Genomic DNA, 23,849 nt, shown 5'->3' on the forward strand with positions numbered 1-23,849 from the left:
GGGGCACGGCCGGAGGCACGCCCGGGCGTGCCCCGGTCCTCCCCGCCGCGCCGTCCGCCGTCAGAACAGGCGCAGCTTGTCGTCCTCGATGCCCCTGAGCGCGTCGTAGTCCAGGACCGCGCAGCCGATTCCGCGGTCCGTGGCCAGCACGCGGGCCTGCGGCTTGATCTCCTGGGCGGCGAAGATGCCGCGCACCGGGGCGAGATGCGGGTCGCGGTTCAGGAGTTCCAGGTACCGCGTGAGCTGTTCCACGCCGTCGATCTCGCCACGCCGTTTGATCTCCACGGCCACGGTCCGGCCCTCGGCGTCCCGGCACAGGATGTCCACCGGGCCGATCGCCGTCATGTACTCGCGGCGGATGAGGGTGTAGCCCTCGCCGAGCGTCTCGATGCGGTCGGCGAGCAGCTCCTGCAGATGCGCCTCCACGCCGTCCTTGATCAGGCCGGGGTCCACGCCCAGCTCGTGCGTGGAGTCATGGAGGATCTCCTCCATCGTGATGATCAGTTTCTCGCCTGCTTTGTTGATGACGGTCCAGACGCCCTCCTCGTCCTCCGCACCCTCCTTCAGGGTGCAGGGCGGCGACATCCAGTTGAGGGGCTTGTAGGCCCGGTCGTCCGCGTGGACCGAGACGCTGCCGTCCGCCTTCACCAGGATCAGACGGGGAGCGGAGGGAAGGTGGGCGGTGAGACGGCCCGCGTAGTCGACGGAGCACCGGGCGATGACGAGACGCATGGTCGGCAACGCTACTGGACGCCCCCGCGCCCGCGCGATTCGCCCCTGTGGGCCGACCGCTCCGGGCTCCGCCCGCGGATGCCGCCACGCCCGCTCTGTTGTCCAGAGTTGCCCCCGTTTGTCGTTGGCTTGTTGTGTGCCTCACGGGAGTTGGCGGTGTGGGCATTCTCCTGGTGCCGTCACCGGCCGTTGCCTACGGTAGTAAACGGGAGGTCGTGCGGTGTGTACGCAGCGTGTCCGATTCCGCGGAACTCCCTTCCCTGTCCGTGAACCCCTGTTGTCCTGGGGTGCGAGAGGAGAACCCATGTCGCTCGACGTCTCACCGGCCCTACTTGAACAGGCCGAGCGAGGCGAGGTCGACGAAGCCGAATTCGTCGACTGCGTCCGGACCTCCCTGCCCTATGCATGGGAGATGATCAGCTCCCTGGTGGCCCAGCTGAAGGTGGACGGCGGTGACTTCGCCGACAACCAGACGCCCCCGCCGGACGAGCAGGCACGTGGCCAGCTGCTGCGTGCGCTCGCGAGTGACGCCATACGCGGCGCCCTGCAGCGGCACTTCGGAGTGCGCCTGGCTTTCCAGAACTGCCACCGAGTGGCGGTGTTCCCGCTGGACTCCTCGGTGGACGACACACTGGCCCGCTTCACCTCGGTCCGCAGCCAGATCCTCAACCAGTCGCCGGAACTGCGCGACTGCTGAGGCACACCGAGCCGCACTGCTTGCCGCTCCGTACGGGGGGAGGTGCAACTGTACGGAGCGGCAGGCTCCCGGTGGACTCAGCGGAGGCGGGGAAGGACCTCCGCACCCAGCCTCCGTACGTTGTCCTCCGTCGCCGCGAGGTCGCCCGAGCCCTCGACGAGCAGCGCGAAGCGCGCGATGCCGGTCCGCTCCGAGGTCGCCATGAGCCGGTCGGCGCACAGGCGCGGGGTGCCCACCGGGTGCAGCCCGCACAGCAACTCCGTGTACGCCAGGGGATCCCGCATCGTGCGGGCCCTGCCGTCGACCGTCATATGCGCGTCGAGCCCCTGTTTCAGCCAGCCCGGCATCGCCTTGGTCAGCGCCTCGACCGCGTCGCCGTGGCGGTCGGCGATCTGGCAGACACCGGCCGAGACATGACCGGCGCCGGCCACCACGTCGCCGTCGACGCCCGCCGCGCGCGCGTACGTCCGCCACTGCGCCACCATGTCCGCCTTCTCCTCGTCCCCGACATGCATGCCGAGCAGCATCGGCAGGCCCCGCTCGGCCGCCATCCGTACGGTCGCCGGTGAGGTGCAGGCGACGAGGACCTCGGGGCCCTCGCTGTCGGTGAGCGACTCCGCCGGCCGCGGGACGACCGGGACCTCGCGGAAGCTGAATCGTTCCCCCGTGGCGGCGACGGAGGGGTCGCGCAGCCAGCGCACCAGCAGATCGAGTGATTCCGGGAACCCCGTCTCGTACGCCCGCAGTCCGGAGCCGAAGACCTCCAGGTCCACCCAGGGCCCGCCGCGCCCCACCCCGAGCGACAGCCGCCCGCCCGAGGCGATGTGCAGCAGCGCGGCCTGCTCGCCGAGCGCCACCGGGTGGACGGTGGGCAGGACGCTGACCGCCGTGCCGACCCGGATCCGGCGGGTGCGGCCCAGCAGCAGCGCCGCCAGGGTGATCGCCGACGGGCACGTCCCGTACGGCACGAAGTGGTGCTCGGCCAGCCACACCGTGTCCAGGCCCGCCTCCTCGGCGACCTCGGCCGACCGCACCGCGCGGTGCAGCGCCTCCCCCTGGCCCTGTCCCGGAAACTGGGCGGCCAGTACAAAACTTCCTACGCGCATCGCACTTCCTGCTTTCCTGGCTCCGACGCGGAGCTCCCCCACCCGGCATAACCGTCTGACATGTGCCCAAGTAACGGCTTGACGGAGAGATTTGCGGATTGTCTGGAGAATGAGCCGGTGGGATGGGGGTTTGTCGGGGTTGGGATGTACGCGTACCCCCCTGCGCGGCGCGTACGCTGGAGACGACTCCTGCTTTCCCTACAGCCCGTGAGGTGTTCCGTGTCCCCGCGTCGCAACCGACCCAAGGGCCCCGGCTCCGGCCGGAGCGCGGACGACGACAACTCCCGTTACGGCGGTTGGCAGTCGACCGAGAGCTGGCGGGGCGAGGAGTGGAGCGTGCGCCATGTCGCGGGCGCCGGCGCCGTGGGCAAGACCTACCGGTGCCCCGGCTGCGACCAGGTGATCCCGTCCGCCGTCCCGCATGTGGTGGCCTGGCCCGAGCACGCGGGCGTGGACGACCGCAGGCACTGGCACAAGGCGTGCTGGAACGCCAAGGACCGCCGCACCACGCGGGTGCAGCGGTCCCGTAACGCGCCGAGGTACTGAGGCGCCTACACGTCGCGCTTCTCCAGCAGCAGGCAGGCGCCGCCGAAGGCGACGGCCGTCACGCCGAGGACGATCCACAGCGGGTCCCAGCCGGAGGGGCCGGACCTGCTCAGGGAGTTGGCGTAGAAGACGCTGAGCTGGTTCGGGATCGAGTACTCGAACAGGGCCTGGCGCAGGTCCGCGAGCGACTCCGAGAACATGAACAGCGCGATCACCAGCGGCGCGAGCACCGTTCCGATCATGATGGTGATGGCGCCTGCCGAGTGCCGGATGATCGACCCGATGACGAGCGAGAGCAGCCCGAGCAGGGCGATGTACAGGGAGACGCCGACGGTGCCCTTCAGCCAGTCGGTGCCGGAGGGGTCCTTGGCGCCGTGACCCTCCAGCAGCGCCACATCCACGAGGGCGACGAGGGAGGCGGCCACCAGCGTGACCACGAAGGCGACGAGGAAGAACACGATCGCCTTCGCCGTGAGCACCCGCACACGGCTCGGGCACGCGGTCATCGTGGTGCGGATCATGCCGGTGCCGTACTCCGAGGCGGTGGTCAGCACGCCGAGCGTGATGATGCACATGCTGCCGAGGAGCAGCCCGAAGAATCCGAGCGAGAGGGGGTTCTCGCCCTGGAAGTCCGCCGACGAGTTGGAGACCAGCGCGGCGGCGGCGAGGCCGATGCCGATCACCAGCACGGCGAACACCCCGAGCGTCCACATCGTGGAGCGCACCGACCTGATCTTCGTCCACTCGGAGGCGACGGCGTGCCCGAGGTGGGTGCGCACCACCGGGATCGGCGAGGTGTAGGTGGGGTGGGCGGGACCGGGCGCCGTCTGCCAGACGGGCGCGGCCTGAGGCATCGGCGGCTGGGGCGTGCTCATCGGGCGTCCTCGGACTTGGTCGTGTCGACGGGGGAGGCGGGGGCGGGAGCGGGCTGCGCGGGCGGCTGCTGGGGCGTGGAAGCGGGAGCGGGAGCGGCGGCCGGAGCGGCCGGGGCCACGGGCACGCCCTGGGAGGCCGGCTGCGCGTACGGGTTCGGCCCTCCGGCACCCGGCGCGGCGGGTGCGCCGTACGGGCCCGCGGGCGGCTGCCCCGGCTGCCCGGGCATCGCGAAGGGCTGCCCGCCCTGCTGGGGCGGTGGCGGGGCGTACCAGCCCGGCTGGCCCTGGCCCGGTACCGGCATCGGAGGCTGGAAGCCGGGCGGCAGCGGCTGCATCAGCCCTTCCTTCTGGTCGATGGTCGAGCGGTAGTCGACCGCGCCCTGGGTCATCCGCATGTACGCCTCCTCCAGCGACGCCTGGTGCGGGGACAGCTCCCACAGGCGTACGCCGGTGTCGTGCGCGATGTCGCTGATGCGCGGCAGCGGCAGCCCGGTGATGCGCAGCGCGCCGTCCTGCTCGGGCAGGACGTGCCCGCCCGCCTCGGTGAGCGCGGAGGTCAGCTTCTCCCGCTGCTGCGGCTCGGTGTCGGGGGTGCGGACGCGTGCGAAGTCCGCCGAGTTGGCGGAGATGAAGTCCTTGACGCTCATGTCGGCGAGCAGCTGCCCCCGCCCGATCACGATCAGGTGGTCGGCGGTGAGCGCCATCTCGCTCATCAGATGGGAGGAGACGAAGACCGTACGGCCCTCCGCGGCGAGGGACTTCATCAGGTTGCGCACCCAGAGGATGCCCTCGGGGTCCAGCCCGTTGACCGGCTCGTCGAAGAGCAGCACCTGGGGGTCGCCGAGGAGCGCGGCGGCGATGCCGAGTCGCTGGCCCATGCCGAGCGAGAACCCCTTGGACCGCTTCCGGGCCACGTCCTGGAGGCCCACGACGCCGAGCACCTCGTCGACGCGGCGCGCCGGGATGCCGGAGAGCTGGGCGAGGCACAGCAGATGGTTGCGGGCGGCCCGGCCGCCGTGCACGGCCTTGGCGTCGAGCAGGGCGCCCACCTGGCGGGGGGCGTTCGGCAGCTTCCGGTACGGGTAGCCGCCGATCGTCACCTGCCCCGCGGTGGGGTTGTCCAGGCCGAGGATCATTCGCATGGTCGTCGACTTGCCCGAGCCGTTCGGCCCGAGGAAACCGGTGACGGCGCCCGGCCGCACCTGGAAGGAAAGGTTGTACACGGCCGTCTTGTCGCCATAGCGCTTCGTCAGGCCGACTGCCTCGATCATGCTCCGCACCCATCGAAAGGTTCAGGACGTCGGGGCGCATGCTGCCCCCGTAAGGGTTAGGAGGATATCCGGGCGCTGACGGTTCCGGCCAAGAGAATGCAAAGCCCGGGATTCAGGCGTCCCGTCGCTTCAGCACGGCGTATCCGCCGGCCACGGCCGCGATCACCCACAGCACCATGATGCCCAGGCCGCCCCAGGGACCGTACGGGGTGTCGTCGCCGGGCCCCGGCACGACCTGCATGATCCTGCTGCCCGCCTGGTCGGGCAGGAACCGGCCGAGCTTCTTCGTCGCGGAGACGTTGCCCAGGACGCTGGAGATCAGGAAGAAGAACGGCATCAGGATGCCGAGCGACAGCAGCGGCGAGCGCAGCATCGCGGCGACCCCCATCGAGAACACCGCGATCAGCGTCATGTACAGCCCGCCGCCGATGACCGCGCGCAACACACCGGGGTCGCCGATCGCCGCCCGGTGCGGACCGAGCATCGCCTGCCCGAGGAAGAAGGCGCCGAACGCGGTGACCATGCCGACGACGAGGGCGAGCGCGGCCGCCACCGCGATCTTGCAGAACAGGAACGTGCCGCGCTGGGGGACCGCGGCCAGCGAGGTGCGGATCATTCCGGAGCTGTACTCGCCCGACACGACGAGCACCCCGAACACGATCATCGCCAGCTGCCCCAGTCCCATCCCGGCGAAGCTGATGAAGGTCGGGTCGAGGGAGAGCCGGGCCCTGAGGCCCATCCGGTCGAACTCGCTCCTGGTCAGGGCGGAGATCAGCATGCCCAGGGCGACGGTGACGACCAGGGCGGCCGAGAGCGTCCACGCCGTGGACGCGACCGACCGGATCTTGGTCCACTCCGATCTGATGACCTCCGGCGCCGCCATGGTTCAGGCTCCCTTCCGCCGGCCGCCACCCCACTCCCGGCGCGGCGCCCGCCGCGTCCAGGTGTCCAGGGGAGCGCCGCTGTGCGCGTGGTACTCGACCGACCCGGCCGTGAGCCGCATGAACGCCTCCTCCAGGGAGGCATGCCGGGTACTCAGTTCGTGCAGCACGACCTGGTGCCGGGCGGCCAGCTCGCCGATCAGCTCGGCCTTGCCGCCGTCCGCCTCCAGCACCCCGCCGCCCGACTCGACGACCGTGACGCCCGCCTCGTGGAGCAGGTCGAGCATCCGCTCCCGCTGCGGGGAGCGGATGCGGACGTACGAGCGCGCGTTTTGCTCGATGAAGTCGGCCATGGAGGTGTCGGCGAGCAGCCGGCCCTGGCCGATGACCACGAGACGGTCGGCGGTGAGCGCCATCTCGCTCATGAGATGGCTCGACACGAACACGGTCCGCCCCTGCGCCGCGAGCGATTTCATCAGCGTGCGGATCCAGTGGATGCCCTCCGGGTCGAGGCCGTTGGCCGGCTCGTCGAACATCAGGATCCGCGGCTCGCCGAGCAGTGCGCCCGCGATCCCCAGACGCTGGGCCATGCCGAGCGAGAAGCCCTTGGCCTTCTTGCGGGCGACGGCGGTCAGGCCCACGGTGTCGAGGACCTCGTGGACACGGGCGGCGGGGATGCCGTTGCTCTGCGCGAGACAGAGCAGATGGTGGAAGGCGCTGCGGCCGCCGTGCACGGCCTTGGCGTCGAGGAGCGCGCCGATGGAGGAGAGCGGGTTCCGCAGCCGGTCGTAGTGCCTGCCGTCGATGCGGACGTCGCCGGAGGTCGGGTGGTCGAGCCCGAGCACCAACCGCATGGTGGTGGACTTCCCGGCACCGTTCGGGCCGAGGAAGCCCGTGACGACACCCGGCTCCACGGTGAAGGTGAGGTTGTTGACCGCAAGCGTCTCGCCGTACCGCTTCGTCAGCCCCTCCAGCTCGATCATGCGGCCACGCTAAGACCGGGGATCGCGGCCTGCCACCTGACGACGAGGGCCCGCACCCCCGAAAGGGTGCGGGCCCAGGACTTCGTCAACCGGTGGGGCGGTCAGGCACTCACCGGGACTGCTGCGCCGGAACCCCGCGGGAGATCGGCTCGTCGTCCGTCGACGGCGTGCCGGCCGCGGCCACCGCCGCGCCCGTGAGCGTCGCGAGCATCTCGCGGACGTTGGTGAGCTGGGCGTTGATGGAGTCGCGACGGTTCGTCAGCGCCGCCAGCTCGCGCTCGGATTCCGAGCGGATGCGGTCGGCCTTGGCATTCGCGTCGGCCACGATGTCCTCGGCCTGGCGCTGGGCCGTCTCCACCGTCTGGCGGGCGCGGCGCTCGGCGTCCGTGCGGAGCTTCTCGGCCTCCAGGCGCAGCTGCTCGGCACGGTGCTCGATCTCGGCGAGGCGCTTCTCGGCCTTGGCCTGACGGGAGGCCAGGTCGCGCTCGGACTGCTCACGCCGCTTGGCGAGGTTCGTCTCGAAGTCGGCGGCGGCCTGCGCGGCCTTGGCGCGGGTCTCCTCGAAGAGGGCGTCGGCCTCCTCGCGCTTGGACTGCGCGTCCTTCTGCGCGTCGGCACGCAGCTGGGAGGCGTCGCTCTTGGCCTTCTCGACGATGCGGATGCCCTCGTCCTCGGCCTTGGCCTTGCGGTCCGCGGCGAACGACTCCGCGTCGTTGCGCACCTGCTGGGCCGCCGACTCGGCGAGTTCGCGGTGCTGCTCGGCGGCGCGGCGGGCCTCCTCGCGCAGGTCCTTGGCCTCTTCCTCGGCGAGGCGGAGGATCTTCTCGACGCGGGCGCCGAGACCCGCGTACGACGGCTCCGCGTCGCTGACGGCGGCCTGGGCGTTCTGCGTCTCGAGGTGGAGTTCCTCGATGCGCTTTTCCAGAGCGGTGATGCGGGCGAGAGCACTGTCACGGTCGGAGACGAGCTTGGAGATCCGTTCGTCCACCTGAGCGCGGTCGTACCCACGCCGCACAAGCTCGAAGCCGTAGGGGGAAGTGTCGCTCATGGGGTTCCTGTCGAATGAGACCGGTGAGGTGATAGAGGGAATCCTAGGGGCCAATGCGGCGTGTCATCGAGCGGATACGTGTTTGATCTGGAGAATGACACTCCTTTTGGGTGGCTGACTGTCCCAGGTCTTGCCAGAGGACCTGCGAATCGTCCCGGCAAGCACAGAATCGGCGGTTATGGCTACCCTTCTGACCCCTTGCCACCCGAACGGGTCGCACCCGCGGCGGCGCCCGCCTTGACGCCCCCGTCCTTGCCGACGGACGGGGCCTCAAAGGACTCCAACGCCTCCAGCACGTCCTGGACACGGGAGATCTCCGCGTTGATGTCCTCGCGCCGGCGCACCAGGATCTCCAGCTCCCGCTTGCCCTCCTCGACCGCCTTGCGGGCCTCGCGGATCGCCTCGGCCTTGATCTGCTCGGCCTCGGAGACGAGCGTGGCCTTCTTCTGCTCGGCCTCCTTCAGCAGCCCCTCCGCCTTCTTGACGGCGGCGATACGGACCTTGCCCGCCTCGGAGTTCGCCTCCGAGACGATCTCCTTGGCCTGCGCCTTGGCCTTCGCCAGCTGTTCCTCGGCGGCCTTGACCAGCGCGTCGCACCGCTCGCCCGCCGACTTCATCGCCTCGGCCGACTCGTGCCGCGCCCGCTCGTGCAGTTCCTCGATCTCCGTCGTGAGGCGGTCGCGCAGCTCCTCGGCGCGCTCCCGGATCGCGGTGGCGTCCCGGCGCGCGCCGATCAGCAGCTCGTCCGCGTCCGTACGGGCACGCTCCACCCGCGCGTTGCCCTCGACCGTCGCCTCGGCGACCAGCCGGTCGGCCTCCTTGCGGGCCGCGCCCACCATCGTGTCGGCCTGCGCCTCGGCGTCCGCCGTCGTCTTGCGCGCGGTCTGCTGCGCCTCCGAGAGCAGCTTGTCGGCCTCGGACGCGGTCTCCGTGATGAGCGTGTCGACCTGCTCGGCCGCCTCCGAGCGCCGCCTGTTGGCGTCCTGGCGTGCCTCGTCCAGGGTGCGCTCGGCCTCCTCGCGCGCGGCGGCGGTGACCCGCTCGGCCTCCGCCTCGGCCTCGGCCCTGATCCGCCGCGACTCGGCGCGGATCCGCTCGGCGTGCTGCCGCGCGGCCCCGACCGTCTCGGCGGCCTCGGCGCGCAGCCGCTCCGCCTCGGCGGCGGTCTCCATCGTGAGCCGTTCGGCCTCCGACCGCGCCTGAGTGATGAGGGTGTCCGCCTGTGTGGCCGCGTCCGACCGGATCCGGTTGGCGTCCTCGCGGGCCTCCGCGCGCGTGCGCGCCGCGTCCTGGTCGGCGGAGGCGATGGTGTCCGACGCCTCCGTCCGCATGCGCTGGGCATGCTCGGCGGCGTCCGAACGGAGCCGCTCGGACTCGGCGATCGCCTCCGAGACCGTCCGCTCCGCGAGCGACTTGGCGGCCTCCGCCTCCTCGGCGGCCTCCCGCCGGACGCGGCCGGCGTCCTCGGCGGCCCGCTCGCGCTCCGCGTAGGCGTCGGCGCGGACCCGGTCGGCCTCCTCCTGCGCCTCCCTGCGCGTCCGCTCCGCCGCGTGCTCGGCGGCGGAGCGCAGGCCGACGATCTCCTCCTGCGCCTGCTCGTGCAGCCCCACCACGGAGTCCCGCACCTGCTGGGCGTGCTGCTCGGCCGCCGACACCATCTCGGTCGCACGCCGGTCGGCCTCCTCGACCAGCCGTACGGCCTCGGCCTGGGCCTCCTCGACCCGGGCGCGCGCCACCGCGAGCAGCTCCTCGCTCTGCTCGCGGGCCCGCTCACGCTCCTGGTCGGCCTCCTGACGCGCGGCGCCGAGCAGTTCCTCGGCCTCGCGGCGGCGCCGGACGGCCTCCTCCTGGGCTGCGGCGAGCGTCTCCGTGGCCTCGGTGCCCAGCCGCTCGGCCGCCGCCTGCGCCTCGGCCCGTACCCGGTCGGCGGTGTCCTGCGCCTCCGACTTGAGCCGCTCGGCCTCGGCCGCCGCCTCCGACCGCAGGCGCACGGCGATAGCCTCGCCCTCCGCGCGGGAGGCGGACGCGTCGGAGGCGGCCTCGGTGCGCAGCCGGTCGGCCTCGGCCTCGGCCTGCGCCTGGAGCGCACGGATGCGCTCGGCGGCCTCGGTGCGCAGCCGGTCGGTCTCCTCCACGGCCTCGCGGCGGATCCGCTCGGCCTCCGCGCGGGCGTCGCCCAGCGCCTGCTCGGCGGAGGCGAGCCGCTGCTCGGCCTCGGACTGCAGCCGGGTCAGCTCCTCGGCGGCGTCCTCGCGGCGGGCCTCGACGGCGCGCTCGGTCTCCTCGCGCAGGGCGCGGGCGGCCCGTTCGGCCTCCTCCTTGATCGCCTCGGACTGCTCGACGGACTCGGCGCGCAGCCGCTCGGCCTCCTTGCGGGCGCGCTCCAGGGCGTCCTCGGCCTGGCGGCGCAGCATCGAGGCGCGCTCGATGGCCTCGGTGCGCACCTTCTCGCTGTCGGAGGTGGCCGCCTGGCGCAGCTCGTCGGCGTCGGCCTTCGCCTTGGCGAGCAGTTCCTCGGCGGTCTCGGCCGCCTCCTCGATCTGCTGGACGGCCTCACGCCGGGCCTCGGAGCGGATCCGCTCGCCTTCGGCGACCGCCTCGGAGCGCAGCTGCTCGGCCTCGCCGCGCAGCCGGCGCGCCTCCTCCTGCAGCTCGACCGTCTTGGCGCGGTACTCCTTGGTGTCGTCCTTCGCCGCGCCCTTGAGCTGCTCGGCGATGTCGTGCGCCTCGGCGCGCAGCCGGTCCGCCTCGGCCTCGGCCTCCCTGCGGATCCGCTCGGCCTCCTCGGCGGCGGCCTTCGTGGTCGTCTTGGCGTCCTCCGACGCCTTGTTGAGGACGTCCTCGGCCGTGCGGGCCGTCTTGGCCAGCTGGGAGGCGGTCTCCTCGGCCGTGATGCTGCGGGCCTTCTCCGCGGCCTCCGCGACGATCTTCTCGGCCTCGGTGCGCGCGTCGGCGACCACCTGCTCGGCCTCGGCCTTGGTGGCCTCCGCCTCCTTGGTGGCCTCGCTGACCAGCCGGGCGACCTGCTCCTTGGCGGTGCGGGTGCGCTGCTCGTTGGCCGACTCGGCGTTGGCGAGCGCCTTGGCGGCGGCCTCCTTCGCCTCGGCGACGACCTTGTCCGCCTCCGCACGCGCCTCGCGCAGCGCGGCATCCGCCTCGGTCATCCGCTGCTCGGCCGCCCGGCTCAGCTCGGTCGCCTGCCGGCGGGCGGTGTCCGACTCGGTCGCGGAGCTGGAGCGCAGCTGCTCGGCGTGGTCGGTGGCCTCCTGGGCCTGGACGGAGGCGGCGTTCAGCAGCCGTTCGGCGTCCGTCCGGGCCCGGCGCAGGAGCTGCTCGGCCTCCGCGCGGGCGGCCTCCGCGTCGTTCTGCAGCCGCTGCCGGGCCTCCGCGGTGAGCCGCTCGGCCTCCGCGCGGGCGGCGGCGAGCGCCTGCTCGGCCTCGGCGCGCGACTCCTCGACGAGACGGCGGGCCTGGGCCTCGGAGCGGGCGCGCAGCTGCTCGGCCCAGGCCACGTTCTCGTTGACGTGCGACTCGACGGTCTGCCGGCGCTCCGCCAGTTCCTGGTCGAGCTGCTGGCGGCGGGCGACCGCCTCCGCGTGCAGCTCCGCCTGGAGGCGGGCGGCCTGCTCCGCGTGCTCCTGGAGGATGCGCTGCGTCTGCGCGCGGGCCTGGCTCAGCTCGCGTTCGGCGTCCGCCCGCAGCTGGTCCGCCTGCATCTGCGCGGTGCGGAGCATCTGCTCGGCCTGATAACCGATGTCTGCCCCGTCGTACGCGGGGCGGGACATGAGCGTGCGGCGCGCCTCGTGAAGCTTGGCGCGCAGTACCTCGACCTGGTAGCCGAGGTCCTCGGCGTGCTGGATCGCCTTTTCCCGCTCGGTCTTCAGCCGCTCCATCTCGGCCTCGAACCGAGAGAGGTGGTCGACGTCAGCCGCCGGCTCTCGCTCCTGGCGTTCGTAGCCCCGCACTGCGCGGTCCCATCCGTCCCCTGGTCGCAACCTTCTCCGAACGAGCTCCGTCCATCCGCCGAACGGGGCCCCCGGGGAATGGTGTCAGATCAACGGCGGAGCATGGGCTGCTGCCCCGACGCTCGTCCCCCGAAACCCGGACCCCGGACACAGGTCCCACCGGTCAGGCGGGACCCGGTCGCCCTGGTGGAGCGGCGACCGCCCCAACCCTACCGGCCCCTATGTACGGGAGTCAGTGCTCAGGTGACTCAACAGCCGCCGAAGTGACCAGTTCCGTCAGAACTCCGTGGCAGTCCTTCGGGTGCAGGAAGGTGATCCGCGACCCCATGGAGCCGCGCCGTGGCTCCTTGTACAGGACCCGGACGCCCTTGTCCTTGACGGCCGCGGCGTCCGCGTCCACGTCGGCCGTGCCGAAGGCGATGTGGTGGACACCTTCGCCGTTCTTGGCGAGCCACTTCGCGACGGTGGAGTCCTCGCGGATGGGCTCGAGCAGCTGGAGGTAGGAGGCGCCGCCGTCGTCCGTGTTGTTGATCTTGAGCATGGCCTCGCGCACGCCCTGCTCCTCGTTGACCTCGGTGTGGAAGACGGAGAAGCCGTAGGTGGAGGTGTAGAACTCAACGGTCTTCTCGAGATCGAAACAGGCGATCCCGATGTGGTCGATTCGCGTCAGCATGAACTCAGTGCAGCGTCCCGCGCCTGGTTACGCAACGTGCGCGCGATCACACCGACAGCCCGATGACGGGGTGGACCGCGCATCAGTACATTCGAGGTAAACCCTCGTTCACTCCTCAGCTGTGCAAGCTGGAAGGGGATCGCACCTCATGTCTGCAACGAACAGCACGACATCCGTCATCGTCGCGGGTGCCCGCACTCCGATGGGGCGGTTGCTCGGCTCGCTGAAATCCTTCTCCGGAGCCGACCTCGGCGGCTTCGCGATCAAGGCCGCCCTCGACCGTGCGGGGATCGGTGGCGACCAGGTGCAGTACGTCATCATGGGCCAGGTGCTGCAGGCCGGGGCGGGGCAGATCCCGGCGCGGCAGGCCGCCGTCAAGGCGGGCATCCCGATGAACGTCCCGGCCCTGAACGTCAACAAGGTCTGCCTGTCCGGCCTCGACGCCATCGCGCTCGCCGACCAGCTGATCCGCGCGGGTGAATTCGACGTGATCGTCGCGGGCGGCATGGAGTCCATGACCAACGCCCCCCACCTGCTGCCGAAGTCCCGCGAGGGCTTCAAGTACGGCGCGGTCGAGATGATCGACTCGATGGCGTACGACGGTCTGACCGACTCCTTCGACGGCATCGCCATGGGCGAGTCCACCGAGAAGCACAACGCGCGCCTCGGCATCGGCCGCCCGGAGCAGGACGAGATCGCGGCCCTGTCCCACCAGCGGGCCGCGGCGGCCCAGAAGAACGGCGTCTTCGAGGCGGAGATCACCCCGGTCGAGGTGCCCCAGCGCAGGGGCGAGCCGGTCGTCTTCAGCCAGGACGAGGGCATCCGCGGTGAGACGACGGTCGAGTCGCTGGGCAAGCTGCGCCCGGCGTTCGGCAAGGAGGGCACGATCACCGCCGGCACCTCCTCGCAGATCTCGGACGGTGCGGCGGCCGTGGTCGTGATGAGCAGGGCCAAGGCGGAGGAGCTGGGCCTGGAGTGGATCGCGGAGATCGGCGCCCACGGCAACGTGGCCGGTCCGGACAGCTCCCTGCAGTCGCAGCCGTCGAACGCGATCCTGCACGCCCTCAAGAAGGAGGGCCTGGAGGTCTCGGACCTCGACCTGATCGAGATCAACGAGGCGTTCGCGGCCGTTGCCGTGCAGTCAATGAAGGACCTGGGCGTTTCCACCGAAAAGGTGAACGTCAACGGCGGTGCGATCGCCCTCGGGCACCCGCTCGGCATGTCCGGCGCCCGGGTCGTCCTGCACCTGGCCCTGGAGCTCAAGCGGCGTGGCGGCGGCGTCGGCGCGGCCGCGCTGTGCGGCGGCGGCGGTCAGGGTGACGCACTGATCGTGCGGGTACCCAAGGCCTGAGCATTCTGTACGTCTCTACCCGAACGGAGCTGTGATGCAGGACGTCTCCTCGCTGGTTGCCCAGGCCAGGGAAGGCCGGCCACGAGCCGTGGCCCGGCTGATCTCCCTGGTCGAGGGGGCGTCCCCGCAGCTCAGGGAGGTCATGGCGGCGCTCGCGCCGCTGACCGGCGGAGCCTATGTGGTGGGCCTGACCGGCTCACCGGGCGTCGGCAAGTCGACGTCCACGTCGGCCCTCGTCACGGCCTACCGCAAGCAGGGCAAGCGGGTCGGCGTCCTGGCCGTCGACCCGTCCTCGCCCTTCTCCGGCGGCGCACTGCTCGGCGACCGCGTGCGCATGTCGGAGCACGCGTCGGACCCCGGCGTGTACATCCGCTCGATGGCGACGCGCGGGCACCTGGGCGGCCTCGCCTGGGCCGCACCGCAGGCGATCCGGGTGCTGGACGCCGCGGGCTGCGACGTGATCCTGGTGGAGACGGTGGGCGTCGGCCAGTCGGAGGTCGAGATCGCCTCCCAGGCGGACACCTCGGTCGTCCTGCTGGCCCCCGGGATGGGCGACGGCATCCAGGCGGCGAAGGCGGGCATCCTGGAGATCGGCGACGTGTACGTCGTCAACAAGGCCGACCGCGACGGCGCGGACGCGACCGCGCGCGAGCTCAACCACATGCTGGGCCTGGGGGAGTCACGCGCCCCGGGCGACTGGCGCCCGCCGATCGTGAAGACGGTCGCGGCGCGCGGCGAGGGCGTCGACGAGGTCGTCGAGGCGCTGGAGAAGCACCGGGCGTGGATGGAGGAGCGCGGGGTGCTGGCGGAGCGCCGGCTGGCCCGCGCCGCCCGCGAGGTCGAGACGATCGCGGTGACTGCCCTGCGGGAGCGGATCGGCGACCTGCACGGCGACCGCCGGCTGGGCGCGCTGGCGGAGCGGATCGTGGCGGGACGGCTGGATCCGTACCAGGCCGCCGACGAACTCGTGGCGGGGCTCACGCAGGGCTGACGCACGGGCCGGCCGAGGACTGACGGAAAAGTCTGTGGTCGACGGCCGCCCGGCGTTGATAGCTTGATCCGCATGTTCCTCCTCTTGGCATAGGACCCGCCCAGGTCCGCGACGGTGAGCAGCGTCCGGCTGCGGTCGTCGCGGCGCTCGGGTGTCCCGTCCATGCCTTCCCTGAGGAACCTCCGCGTGTCCACGCCGTCTTCCGTGCGGCCCTCGTATGCCGCCGTTCTCCGTGTCCCGTACGCCGGCCGCACGTTCGCCGCAGCCCTCGTCGGCCGGCTGTCGTACGGGACGGTCTCCCTGTCCGTGCTGCTGTCCGTCACCCGGGCGACCGGGTCCTACGCCGTCGCGGGGACCACGCTGGCCCTGTTCGGGGCCGCCAGCGCGTTTCTGTCGCCCCCCAGGGCGGCGCTCATCGACCGGTTCGGGGCGCGCCGGGTGCTCGTCCCCATGGCCGGTCTGTACACGGCCCTCCTCGTCCTGCTGGCCGCCGTCACCTGGCGCCCCGGGGCACCGTCCGCGGCGGTGGCCGCGGTCGCCGCCGCGGCGGGAGCCTTTACGCCCCCTCTGGGGCCCACGATGCGTGCCGTGTGGAGCGAACTCCTCCAGGACGGCGAGCGGTTGCAGCGGGCCTACAGCCTGGACGCGGTCGCCGAGGAGATCCTCCTCGTCTCCGGACCGCTGATCGTCGGCGCCGTGGTCCAGGTGGCGCCGGCCGCCGCCGGGGTGGTGCTGAGCGCGCTCCTCATCGGGGCGGGCACCGCCGCCTTCGCCGCCTCCCCGGCGGTCGCCCGCGCGCGGCCCGCGGCCGCCCGGGACCGCCGTGCGGTGAGGTCGCGCGGCGCGTGGACCGCCCTGGCCCAGCCCGTGGCCGTGGCCGCCGGGGCCGGGCTGTCGCTCGGTGCCCTGGACGTCCTGGTGCTGGCCTTCGCGGGGGGCCGGCACTACGGCGACGACGCGGTGGCCTGGGTGCTGGCGGCCCTGTCGGCGGGCAGCGCGGTGGGCGGCCTGCTCAACGGCGCCGTCAGCTGGCGCACGCCCGCACGGGTCCGGCTGTCCCTGCTGGCCTCGGCCCTGGGACTCACGCTGGCCCCGGCGGGCCTCGCACCCGGCCTCACCACGCTCACCGCGGCCGTGGTGTGTGCGGGAGTGTTCGTCGCCCCGATCCTGACGACCGCGTACCTGATCGCGGACGAGTCCGCTCCGCCGGGTACGCGGACGCAGGCCGGTGCCTGGGTCAACACGGCCGTCAACGCCGGCGCCTCCGGCGGCTCGGCGGCGGCGGGCGTCCTGCTGGGGCACCTTCCGCTCGCCGTGTGTTTCGCGGTGTCGGGAGGCGCCGTCCTCGCGGCGGGAGTCGTGTCGCGGGTCTTCGACGGGGCGCGGGAAACGTGAGATCGGCAGATCCGTGCCGCTCACGCGTGCAGCCACCGTGGCGCGGGTACGCGGACGCCTCGGGTGCGCGGGTGCGCGGGTGCGCGGTGGCGCGGTGGTGCGGAGTCGCAGGGGCGCGGACGCTTTGGGCCCGGTGGCCCGGTGGCCCGGTGGCCCGGTGGCCCGGTGGCCCGGTGGGCCGGTGGCGCGGTGGCCCGGTGGTGCGGTGGCGCGGAGCAGCAGGGGCGCGGACGCTTTGGGGCCCGGTGGCCCGGTGGCTTCGGGGCGCGGAGCCGCGCGCGGTGGCGCGGGGACGCCGGGCACGGGCGGGCAACCGCCGCCGGCCCTCGCGTCCCCGCGGCTGCGGGACGCTACGGTTTGCCCCGCTGGCCCCGCAGATGCTCCGCGATCGGGCGCAGCGACTTGTGCAGCTGCTCCAGGTCGTCCGGGCACAGCAGGTCGATGAAGTGGCGCCGCACGGACGCCACATGGTGGGGCGCGACCTTCCGCATCGTCTCCATGCCGTGTTCCGTCAGGACCGCGTACAGGCCCCGGCGGTCGGACTCGCAGTTCTCGCGGCGTACCAGGTCCGCGTTCTCCATGCGCGTGATCTGGTGCGACAGCCGGCTCTTGGACTGGAGCGTGGCGGCCGCGAGGTCGCTCATGCGCATCCGTACGCCCTCCGACTCCGAGAGGTTCACCAGGATCTCGTAGTCGTTCATTGTCAGGCCGAACGGCTGCAGGTCCCTTTCGAGCTGGTACGTCAACAGCCTGTTGACCTCCAGGTGGGTGCGCCAGGCGCACTGCTCCGCATCGGTCAGCCAGCGCGTGGCCGTCTCGGTCTCCATGAATGAAGTCTACCTAAAAGGTTGAATGGCGAACTAGTACGGGTGGTGTGACTGCGCGCACGCGTTCGATGTCACACTCCGCAGACTACCGCTCACAGACCGAAGCGACGCTGGAGGTCCCCCAGCTGTCCGGGAAGGCGCGGTGTCCCCGGCTGCGCTCCCTGGTGGCCGGGCACCCCGCCGCCGCCCGGTACGCCGGGCTCCTGCGGCACCGCTCCCGTGGCCTGCTCCGCCATGAGCGTCTCCGAGGACTGGAGCAGCACCGTGCCCGCCCCGACGAACTCGAACTGGTGCTCCTCCCCGGAGGCCCCTCCGAGGCCCGTCATCGCACGTAGACCGCCCCATACGCCCGTCAGGTAGCCATGGTCGTAGTGGTGGCACGGGGAGGGGCAGTCGGCCCAGCCGACCAGGGCCTGCGGGTCCACCCGGATCGGGGGTTCCATGAACACCACCGGACCGTTGGACGCGGCCACGAACTTGCCGGTTCCGATCAGCGTCAGAAAGCCGGGAATGATCGACTGCTTGAGCGAGAGACTTGGCTGAAAAGCGAGGAGGTTGCCCGAGCGAATGGTCAGGTTGCCGTCGTCCAGGTCGTAGGAATTCACATCGAAGGCCCGGTCGGCGAGGAGCATCTTGCCGGAGCCCTCCGCCACCACCCAGTCGCTCGCGTGCAGTGGCGAATGGAAGGAGGTGCGGACGAGGCGGTCGAGACGGCCGTGCCCGATGCCGTTGAACTCGATCGAGCCGTAGTAGGCGATCATCTTGCCCTTCTGCAGGAACCACTGGCTCCCCTTCAGCTCCACGCAGAAGGTGTACTTGTTCACGTTGTCGTCGGCCGGCAGGGTCATCGGGTCGTGGATGACGGGACCGGCGCCCGGGTAGGTGGTCAAAGCTTCTCCTCCGACGCCTGGACGTACACCACACCACTGCCGCTCAGCTCCAGCTGGAAGGCCTCGCCGGAGCCCCGGCCCACCATGTCGCGCCAGCCGAGCGCCGTGGACAGCTTGTTGCGTACGTCGCCGTGGTGCGCGACGTACGCCTGCGGGTCCACATGGACCGGGCGCTGCGGGGTGATCGGCACCTCGAAGACACCGCCGTGCGCCATGACGGCGACCGCGCCGTGCCCCTTGAGGGTGGTTGTGAACAGGCCCTGGCCGGTGACCTGGCCGCGCACCATGCCCATGACGCCGCCCTGCGAGCCCATGAACATCGTTCCCTGCTGCAGGGTGCCCTCGAAGGCGAGCAGACGGTCCGCCTCCACGTACAGCGTGTCACCGGTGAGCCCGATCACCTGGATGTGGTGGCCGCCGTGCCCGAACAGCACCGTGCCGTTGCCCTCGACCGTCATCAGGGGCGTCGCCTCGCCCGCGACACGGCGGCCGATCATCGACATGATCCCGCCCTGGCCGCCCTGGACGTTGGGGGTGAAGGAGACCTCGCCCTTGTAGGCGAGCATCGCGCCCCGCTGGCTGTACAGCCGCTGTCCAGGGACCACCGTCGCCTCGATCACCTTCGAGTTCACTTCGCGGAAGCCCATGTCAGAGATCCCCCGCGATCGTGTTGCGCTCGCTGGGCTGGACGTAGACCAGTCCGTCCCCCTCGAAGCGGATCTGGAACGCCTCGCCGCCGCCCTCGCCGAGCAACGTGCGGAACGTCACACCGGACTGGAACGACTGGCGCAGGTTGCCCTGGTGCGCGATGTACGCGCCCGGGTCGACGGTCAGCGGGTACTGCGCGCTCACCCGCAGCACCACCGCGGGGCCGTCCGACATGATCGCCGCCTGGCCGTGCCCCTCGACCGTCGTCGTGAACAGGCCGTTGCCCTGCGAGGCGCCGCGCAGACCGGTGAACGTCGTGCCCGTGCGCAGGCCGGCGTCCGTCACGAGCAGGTTGCTCGACTCGACGTACAGCTTGTCCCCCTGGAGGTTCACGAGGTTGATCTCGGAGGCCCGGTCGGCGAACCAGCAGGTTCCCTGACCTTTCACCTCCATCACGGTCATCTGCTCGCCGGTGAGCCGCCGGGTCACCATTCCCCGGATCCCCTCGCCGCCGCCGCTGAGTTTCTTGAAGGCCATCTGCCCGTCGTACGCGACCATGGAGCCGTTCTTCGCCTTCACGGCGTCCCCGGTCATGTCGACGGCCAGCACCTTGCTGCCTTGGAGTCGGAACATCGCCACGGGGTGACGGTAACCGCCGGGCGGGCGGAGCGGACAGATCCCGGGCGGATCCCCGCCCCGACGGGACCCGGAGGGCCGCCGGGGCGGTCCTCGCGGGGCACGCCGCGCCGCACCCCCTGCCCGGTCCCGCGGGCGCCGGATGTCACAATGGGCGGGCCCTTGTGCCTGTGTTCACAAGGCGTCGACGATCCCCCACCGAAGGTGACCCGTGGACATAAAGACCGCCACCGCCCTCCGCCGCCTCCGCCTGGTCTCGGCCCCCGAGGCCGTCTCCTTCCTGCTGCTGCTCGTCTGCTCGGTGCTCAAGCGCACGACGGACTTCGACGCGGTCCCCGTCATGGGGTCGATCCACGGGGTCCTGTTCATCCTGTATGTGATCTTCTGGGCGGACGCCTGGAACCGCGCCAAGTGGTCCGTGCGGACCGGGCTGGTCTACTTCGTCCTCTCCGTGCTGCCGACGGGCGGCTTCTTCGCCGAGCGCAGGCTGCGCCGCGAGGCCGAGGACGCCGTCATCGCCGCCCGCGCCCGCAAGGAAGGGATCGTGAACGCGTGATCGTCGCGTTTTCGGTGACACCGCTGGGCGTCGGCGAGGACGTGGGGGAGTACGTCGCCGACGCCGTGCGGGTCGTACGGGAGTCGGGTCTGCCGCACCGTACCGACGCGATGTTCACCTCGGTCGAGGGCGAGTGGGACGAGGTGATGGCCGTCGTGAAGCGGGCCGTCGCGGCGGTCGAGGCGCGCGCGCCCCGGGTCTCGCTCGTCCTGAAGGCGGACATCCGTCCCGGTGTGACGGACGGCCTCACCTCGAAGGTGGCGACGGTGGAGCGGTATCTGTCGGAGTGACACCCTTCCGGCGGCGGAACGCCGCGGCACCCGGCCCCGGTCCTCAGGACCGGGGTTCTCTTATGCCCGGCCACTGCCCGGGCCTCCCGTGCCCCGGGCCTCCCGTGCCCCGGGCCTCCCGTGCCCCGGGCCTCCCGTGCCCCGGGCTTCCCGCGCCCCCGGGCCTCCCGTGCCCCGGGCCTCCCGTGTCCCAGTTCCTCGCGTGCCAGGGGTTTGAGCGACCGCTCAACTCTCCTGTAAGGTCAGGGCACTTGCTTGAGCGATCGCTCAAACAGGGCCATTGACATGGGGGATTCGCAATGGGGCTCTACATAGAGGCGCACATACGCGGCGACCTCGACGAACTGTGGGCACGGACCCAGGACCCCGCGCAGCACCGGCGCTGGGACCTCCGCTTCACCGAGATCGACCTCCTTCCGCGCTCGGAGGGGCAACCGCAGCGGTTCCGCTACGCCACGCGCGTCCTGCCCTTCCTGACGGTCTCCGGCACCGGGGTGTCGGCCGGGGAGAGGACACGGCCGGACGGGACACGCACCTCCGCGCTGCGGTTCTCCTCGCCGCACCCGCTGTCCCCGCTCGCCGAGGGGAGCGGCTACTGGCGCTACGTCCCCGACGGCGACGGCGTCCGCTTCCTCACCGGATACGACTACCGGCCGCGCTGGGGCCGTGCGGGCGCCCTCGCGGACCGGTTCGTCTTCCGCCCGCTGATGGGCTGGGCGACCGCCTGGTCCTTCGACCGCCTGCGGCTGTGGCTGGAGCGGGGGATCACACCCGAGCGGGCACGGCGGAACTGGCTGGCCGAGCTGGTGGTGCGGGCGCTCGTCCTCGCCGTCGGCTGCACGGGCCTCGGCATGGTGGACTCCGCCGTCCGGGTGTTCGGCCCCCTGACACCGGCCCTGGCCTACCTGTGTCCGCTGCTGCTGACCGTCGCCGTCTCGCTGGCCCTGTTCGCCGCGCCCTCGCCGCACACCCCGGCCGCGCGCCGCTGTCTGCGCACCCCGCCCACGCGCGCGTGTGCGCCGCGGCTCCTCGCCACCCTGGAGGGGCAGTCATGACCTCGATCTTCCGGCGGGCGATGGGCGCCGACTTCGAGCGGCTGCACCCGCAGCTGCGGCGCCGGTTCTCCGTGGGCCTGGCGAGCGGCGAGGCATGCACCGGGCGCGGGGTGATGGACCGCATCTGGCACGGCGGACGCTGGGTGAAACCGTTCCTGGCGCTCGGCGGCACCCGCCACATCCTCGTCCCCGAGGAGGGACGCGACGTTCCCTTCACCATCGAGAACGTGCCGTACACCGACACCTACGGCCGGGAGACCGTGACCTTCGTGCGCACCTTCCACCTGCCCGGCCGCGCACGCCGCTTCGACGCCCAGATGGTGCTGAGCCCGAAGGGCGACCGGGTCCTGGACTACCTGGGCACACATCAGCACCTCGCGAGCGACCTGCACTTACGGGCGGAGCGGGACGGGTCGCTGCTGATCCGTTCCGGCGAACACCGCTTCCGGGAGGGGCCGGTGGACGTGCGGGTGCCCGGCCTGATCGGCGGGGAGGCGGAGGTGCGGGAGTCGTTCGACGAGTCCACGGGGCGCTTCCGGATCCGGGTGCGGGTGGTGAACCGGTACGCCGGGCCGCTGTTCGGCTACGAGGGTTCCTTCACCGTGTCGTACGCGGACGTCGGCGTGTGCGGGGTGCGTCCCGGGCTGCGGCCGGTGCGGGAGGAGGCCAGGGCGTGAGCGGGGCGACCAAGGTGAAGCTGGTGGAGGGGGCGTTGCGGACGCTCACCGAGCAGGGGATCGCCGGAACCTCGGCCCGTACGATCGCGGCGGCCGCCGGGGTCAACCAGGCGCTGGTGTTCTACCACTTCGGCTCGGTGGACGAACTGCTGGCGGCGGCGTGCCGGTACGGGACGGAGCAGCGGGTGGCGCGCTACCGGGACCGGCTCGACCGGATCGGCTCGCTCGCCGAGCTTCTCGCGTTCGGGCGGCAGATGCACGAGGAGGAGAAGGCGGCGGGGCAGGTGGCGGTCCTCGGGCAGCTGCTGGCCGGCGCCCAGACCCATCCCCGTCTGGCGTCGGCGACGGCGGCGGGTCTCGACCTGTGGATCGCTGAGATCGAGCAGGTGCTGGTGCGGGTGCTGGAGCCGACGCCGCTGGCCGGATTCGCCGACGCGGGAGGGCTCGCACGCGCGGTGTCGGCGTCCTTCGTCGGGATCGAGCTCTACGAGGGGGTCGACGCGCGGGGGGCGCGCTCGGCGCTGGGCGCCCTGGACCAGCTCGCGTCCCTGGTGGCGGCGCTGGACGACCTGGGCCCGGTGGCCGGGCGGGCGGTCCGGCACGCGCTGCGGCGGGCGTCGCGCCCCCAGTGACCGCGGCTGTGCCCCGGCTGCGGCGCCGCGGGCGGGGCGCATGTGGTGCCGTGGTCCCCCCGGCCGCCGAGGCGCGGCGCACGGCGGCGGGGGGACGACCGGAGCGCAGACAGGGCCGACCGAAACGCGAGACAGGGCTGACCACCATGTGACCGGCCGGTAAGGTCGATTCCGTGCCGAAGCCCCTCAGCCTGTCCTTCGACCCCATCGCCCGCGCCGACGAGCACTGGAAGCAGCGGTGGGGAAACGTGCCGTCCATGGCCGCGATCACCTCGATCATGCGGGCCCAGCAGATCCTGCTCGCCGAGCTGGACGCGGTCGTGAAACCGTACGGGCTGACCTTCGCGCGGTACGAGGCGCTGGTGCTGCTCACCTTCTCCAAGGCGGGCGAGCTGCCGATGTCCAAGATCGGTGAGCGGCTCATGGTGCACCCCACGTCCGTGACGAACACGGTCGACCGGCTCGTGCGGTCGGGCCTCGTCGCCAAGCGACCCAACCCCAATGACGGCCGCGGCACCCTCGCCTCCATCACCGGCAAGGGCCGCGAGGTCTGCGACGCGGCCACCCGGGACCTGATGGCGATGGACTTCGGGCTCGGCGTGTACGACGCGGAGGAATGCGCCGAGATCTTCGCGATGCTGCGCCCGCTGCGTGTCGCCGCGGGTGACTTCGAGCCGGAGTAGGCGCGGCGCGCGCCGGGCCGGGGTGCCCGAAGATCCCCCCAAAACGGCGGTTACGCTCGTAGCCATGAAAAAGAGCGTGCTGATCCGCTACCGCGTGATGGCCTACGTCACCGGTGTGCTGCTGGTCCTGCTGACCCTCGGTGTGATCGCCAAGTATGTGCTGGACGTGAACGGCGCCGCGGACTTCACCCGCGTCGTCGGTATCGCGCACGGCTGGCTCTACGTCGTCTACCTGGTCTTCGCCTTCGACCTCGGCTCCAAGGCGAAGTGGCCGGTCGGCAAGCAGCTGTGGGTGCTGCTGGCGGGGACGATCCCCACGGCGGCCTTCTTCGTGGAGCGCAGGGTCAGCCACGAGCTGGAGGCCAGGACCGCGGACGGTTCGCCCGCGGTCGCCGAGGCCTGAGGCCGGCCCGAACCGCCGTACGACGACGCGTACGGCGG

At 71.9% G+C, this 23,849-nt stretch carries 25 protein-coding genes; 12 read left to right on the plus strand and 13 right to left on the minus strand.

Annotation, left to right across the window (positions count from 1 at the left end; all coding sequences use genetic code 11):
• Window positions 1-60: 60 nt before the first annotated feature.
• Complete coding sequence (gene nucS / locus ACZ79I_RS27650; RefSeq protein ID WP_471500455.1) at window positions 61-732, minus strand: endonuclease NucS; 672 nt, start codon at window positions 730-732, stop codon at window positions 61-63.
• 304 nt (window positions 733-1,036) lie between these two features.
• On the opposite strand from nucS, the gene ACZ79I_RS27655 reads away from it, so the two are divergent.
• On the plus strand, window positions 1,037-1,429 hold the full coding sequence (locus ACZ79I_RS27655; RefSeq protein ID WP_471500457.1) for an SCO5389 family protein: 393 nt from the start codon (window positions 1,037-1,039) through the stop codon (window positions 1,427-1,429).
• A 77-nt stretch (window positions 1,430-1,506) separates the two neighbouring features.
• Here ACZ79I_RS27655 and ACZ79I_RS27660 read toward each other — a convergent pair whose 3' ends face one another.
• Entirely contained in the window at window positions 1,507-2,535 is a 1,029-nt protein-coding gene (locus ACZ79I_RS27660) for an LLM class flavin-dependent oxidoreductase (protein WP_471500459.1), read from the minus strand.
• A 219-nt stretch (window positions 2,536-2,754) separates the two neighbouring features.
• Here ACZ79I_RS27660 and ACZ79I_RS27665 point away from each other — a divergent pair, with 219 nt between their 5' ends.
• The gene (locus ACZ79I_RS27665) at window positions 2,755-3,081 is read left to right on the plus strand and encodes an ATP/GTP-binding protein (protein WP_471500461.1); all 327 of its coding nucleotides are present in this window, start codon (window positions 2,755-2,757) and stop codon (window positions 3,079-3,081) included.
• 5 nt (window positions 3,082-3,086) lie between these two features.
• Here ACZ79I_RS27665 and ACZ79I_RS27670 read toward each other — a convergent pair whose 3' ends face one another.
• The 7 genes from ACZ79I_RS27670 to mce all read right to left on the minus strand — a co-directional run bounded on the left by ACZ79I_RS27670 (window position 3,087) and on the right by mce (window position 12,777).
• A complete protein-coding gene (locus tag ACZ79I_RS27670) occupies window positions 3,087-3,956 on the minus strand; it encodes an ABC transporter permease (RefSeq protein WP_471500463.1) in 870 nt (289 codons plus the stop codon).
• The gene (locus ACZ79I_RS27675) at window positions 3,953-5,227 is read right to left on the minus strand and encodes an ABC transporter ATP-binding protein (protein ID WP_471500465.1); all 1,275 of its coding nucleotides are present in this window, start codon (window positions 5,225-5,227) and stop codon (window positions 3,953-3,955) included. The genes ACZ79I_RS27670 and ACZ79I_RS27675 overlap by 4 nt, the downstream gene beginning before the upstream one ends.
• Before the next feature lie 112 nt (window positions 5,228-5,339).
• Complete coding sequence (locus ACZ79I_RS27680) at window positions 5,340-6,110, minus strand: ABC transporter permease (RefSeq protein WP_471500467.1); 771 nt, start codon at window positions 6,108-6,110, stop codon at window positions 5,340-5,342.
• Between the two features lie 3 nt (window positions 6,111-6,113).
• On the minus strand, window positions 6,114-7,091 hold the full coding sequence (locus ACZ79I_RS27685; protein ID WP_471500469.1) for an ATP-binding cassette domain-containing protein: 978 nt from the start codon (window positions 7,089-7,091) through the stop codon (window positions 6,114-6,116).
• 109 nt (window positions 7,092-7,200) lie between these two features.
• Window positions 7,201-8,139 (minus strand): cellulose-binding protein, encoded by a 939-nt coding sequence (locus ACZ79I_RS27690; RefSeq protein ID WP_471500471.1) that lies wholly within the window; start codon window positions 8,137-8,139, stop codon window positions 7,201-7,203.
• Between the two features lie 182 nt (window positions 8,140-8,321).
• Window positions 8,322-12,104, minus strand: coding sequence for a polarized growth protein Scy (gene scy, locus ACZ79I_RS27695; RefSeq protein WP_471500473.1), 3,783 nt, complete (start codon window positions 12,102-12,104; stop codon window positions 8,322-8,324).
• 232 nt (window positions 12,105-12,336) lie between these two features.
• Window positions 12,337-12,777: a methylmalonyl-CoA epimerase gene (mce, locus tag ACZ79I_RS27700; protein WP_381090516.1), complete on the minus strand. Its 441-nt coding sequence runs from the start codon at window positions 12,775-12,777 to the stop codon at window positions 12,337-12,339.
• A 148-nt stretch (window positions 12,778-12,925) separates the two neighbouring features.
• Between mce and ACZ79I_RS27705 the strand changes: the two genes are divergently transcribed.
• The 3 genes from ACZ79I_RS27705 (at window position 12,926) to ACZ79I_RS27715 (ending at window position 16,514) form a co-directional block, all read left to right on the plus strand.
• Window positions 12,926-14,128, plus strand: coding sequence for an acetyl-CoA C-acetyltransferase (locus tag ACZ79I_RS27705; protein WP_471500475.1), 1,203 nt, complete (start codon window positions 12,926-12,928; stop codon window positions 14,126-14,128).
• A 34-nt stretch (window positions 14,129-14,162) separates the two neighbouring features.
• Entirely contained in the window at window positions 14,163-15,119 is a 957-nt protein-coding gene (gene meaB, locus ACZ79I_RS27710; RefSeq protein ID WP_471500477.1) for a methylmalonyl Co-A mutase-associated GTPase MeaB, read from the plus strand.
• 186 nt (window positions 15,120-15,305) lie between these two features.
• A complete protein-coding gene (locus ACZ79I_RS27715; protein ID WP_471500479.1) occupies window positions 15,306-16,514 on the plus strand; it encodes an MFS transporter in 1,209 nt (402 codons plus the stop codon).
• 350 nt (window positions 16,515-16,864) lie between these two features.
• Here the strand turns inward: ACZ79I_RS27715 and ACZ79I_RS27720 are convergent, their stop codons facing one another.
• The 4 genes from ACZ79I_RS27720 to ACZ79I_RS27735 all read right to left on the minus strand — a co-directional run bounded on the left by ACZ79I_RS27720 (window position 16,865) and on the right by ACZ79I_RS27735 (window position 19,512).
• Window positions 16,865-17,341 carry a MarR family winged helix-turn-helix transcriptional regulator gene (locus ACZ79I_RS27720; RefSeq protein WP_471500481.1) on the minus strand — a complete coding sequence of 159 codons (477 nt, stop codon included), beginning with the start codon at window positions 17,339-17,341 and terminating at the stop codon, window positions 16,865-16,867.
• Between the two features lie 92 nt (window positions 17,342-17,433).
• Window positions 17,434-18,231, minus strand: a complete 798-nt coding sequence (locus ACZ79I_RS27725) for an AIM24 family protein (RefSeq protein ID WP_471500483.1) — start codon at window positions 18,229-18,231, stop codon at window positions 17,434-17,436.
• Complete coding sequence (locus tag ACZ79I_RS27730; RefSeq protein ID WP_471500485.1) at window positions 18,228-18,878, minus strand: AIM24 family protein; 651 nt, start codon at window positions 18,876-18,878, stop codon at window positions 18,228-18,230. Before ACZ79I_RS27730 ends, ACZ79I_RS27725 begins: the two co-directional genes overlap by 4 nt.
• Window position 18,879: 1 nt before the next feature.
• The gene (locus ACZ79I_RS27735) at window positions 18,880-19,512 is read right to left on the minus strand and encodes an AIM24 family protein (protein WP_471505265.1); all 633 of its coding nucleotides are present in this window, start codon (window positions 19,510-19,512) and stop codon (window positions 18,880-18,882) included.
• Between the two features lie 214 nt (window positions 19,513-19,726).
• Here ACZ79I_RS27735 and ACZ79I_RS27740 point away from each other — a divergent pair, with 214 nt between their 5' ends.
• The 7 genes from ACZ79I_RS27740 to ACZ79I_RS27770 all read left to right on the plus strand — a co-directional run bounded on the left by ACZ79I_RS27740 (window position 19,727) and on the right by ACZ79I_RS27770 (window position 23,811).
• A complete protein-coding gene (locus tag ACZ79I_RS27740) occupies window positions 19,727-20,071 on the plus strand; it encodes a DUF3817 domain-containing protein (protein WP_381090533.1) in 345 nt (114 codons plus the stop codon).
• The gene (locus tag ACZ79I_RS27745; RefSeq protein WP_381090536.1) at window positions 20,068-20,361 is read left to right on the plus strand and encodes an MTH1187 family thiamine-binding protein; all 294 of its coding nucleotides are present in this window, start codon (window positions 20,068-20,070) and stop codon (window positions 20,359-20,361) included. The genes ACZ79I_RS27740 and ACZ79I_RS27745 overlap by 4 nt, the downstream gene beginning before the upstream one ends.
• 299 nt (window positions 20,362-20,660) lie before the next feature.
• Window positions 20,661-21,416 (plus strand): hypothetical protein, encoded by a 756-nt coding sequence (locus ACZ79I_RS27750; protein ID WP_471500487.1) that lies wholly within the window; start codon window positions 20,661-20,663, stop codon window positions 21,414-21,416.
• Entirely contained in the window at window positions 21,413-22,093 is a 681-nt protein-coding gene (locus tag ACZ79I_RS27755; protein ID WP_471500489.1) for a DUF4166 domain-containing protein, read from the plus strand. The genes ACZ79I_RS27750 and ACZ79I_RS27755 overlap by 4 nt, the downstream gene beginning before the upstream one ends.
• Window positions 22,090-22,725, plus strand: a complete 636-nt coding sequence (locus ACZ79I_RS27760; protein ID WP_471500491.1) for a TetR/AcrR family transcriptional regulator — start codon at window positions 22,090-22,092, stop codon at window positions 22,723-22,725. The genes ACZ79I_RS27755 and ACZ79I_RS27760 overlap by 4 nt, the downstream gene beginning before the upstream one ends.
• A gap of 173 nt (window positions 22,726-22,898) precedes the next feature.
• Window positions 22,899-23,408, plus strand: a complete 510-nt coding sequence (locus ACZ79I_RS27765) for a MarR family winged helix-turn-helix transcriptional regulator (RefSeq protein ID WP_471500493.1) — start codon at window positions 22,899-22,901, stop codon at window positions 23,406-23,408.
• A 64-nt stretch (window positions 23,409-23,472) separates the two neighbouring features.
• Window positions 23,473-23,811, plus strand: a complete 339-nt coding sequence (locus ACZ79I_RS27770; RefSeq protein WP_471500495.1) for a DUF3817 domain-containing protein — start codon at window positions 23,473-23,475, stop codon at window positions 23,809-23,811.
• Window positions 23,812-23,849: the final 38 nt, after the last annotated feature.

The sequence above is a fragment of the Streptomyces sp. PSU-S4-23 genome, from assembly GCF_055632315.1.